The sequence below is a fragment of the Streptomyces sp. NRRL S-920 genome (assembly GCF_000717945.1).
GTDB lineage: Bacteria > Actinomycetota > Actinomycetes > Streptomycetales > Streptomycetaceae > Streptomyces > Streptomyces alboniger.
This window is the reverse complement of sequence record NZ_JODF01000150.1, coordinates 1-759: the sequence shown is the minus strand read 5'-3', so window position 1 is coordinate 759 and position 759 is coordinate 1. Positions and strand designations below refer to the sequence as shown.

The 759-nt window shown below is 70.8% G+C and carries 1 protein-coding gene; it reads left to right on the top strand.

Features of this window, described 5'->3' with window-relative positions:
• A partial coding sequence (locus tag IG54_RS38935; RefSeq protein ID WP_037898475.1) for a SpnB-like Rossmann fold domain-containing protein occupies positions 1-759 on the top strand: 759 nt, incomplete at both ends.

Here is a 759-nt window from a genome sequence, read left to right as displayed (position 1 = left end):
CTCGGTGACGACGTCTACGCCGAGGTCGCCCTCCCCGAAGGCACCTCCACCGACGGCTTCGGACTGCACCCCGCACTCCTGGACGCCGCCCTGCACGCCCTGCCCCTCACCGCCGACGAGCGGGCACGCACCACCGCCACCTGGCACAACGTCTCCCTCTACGCCACCGGCGCCACCAGCCTGCGCGTCAAGCTCTCCACCACCAACGGATCCCTCACCGCCGCCGACGACACCGGCGCACCCGTACTCACCGCCCAGACCATCACCTGGCGCCAGACCAGCACTGACGAACTCACCACCGGACACAGGGGATTCCACAATTCCCTGTACCGCGTGGACTGGCCCGAGCTGCCGTCGGCGCCCGCCGAGGCCCAGACGTGGGCGGTGTTGGGTGACGAGCCGGGCCTCTTCACCGACGGACCGGCATACCCGGGCCTGGCTGAGCTGGCTGCCGCCGACACCATCCCGCAGGTCGTCTTCGTTGCTCTGGCGGCCTACGAGGACATCAACGCGGCCGCCGCAGCCCACCAGGCCGCTCACCACGCCCTGGCCCTGGTCCAGGAGTGGCTGGCCGAGGACCGCTTCGCCGACTCCCGTCTCGTCTTCGTCACACGCGGCGCCATCGCCGCCGGACCCGACGACGCTGTCACCGACCTGGCTAACGCACCCGTGTGGGGCCTGGTACGCGCAGCCCAGTCTGAGAACCCCGACCGGTTCCTCCTCCTCGACACCGATGACGTGTCGCCCGAACTAGGCGCG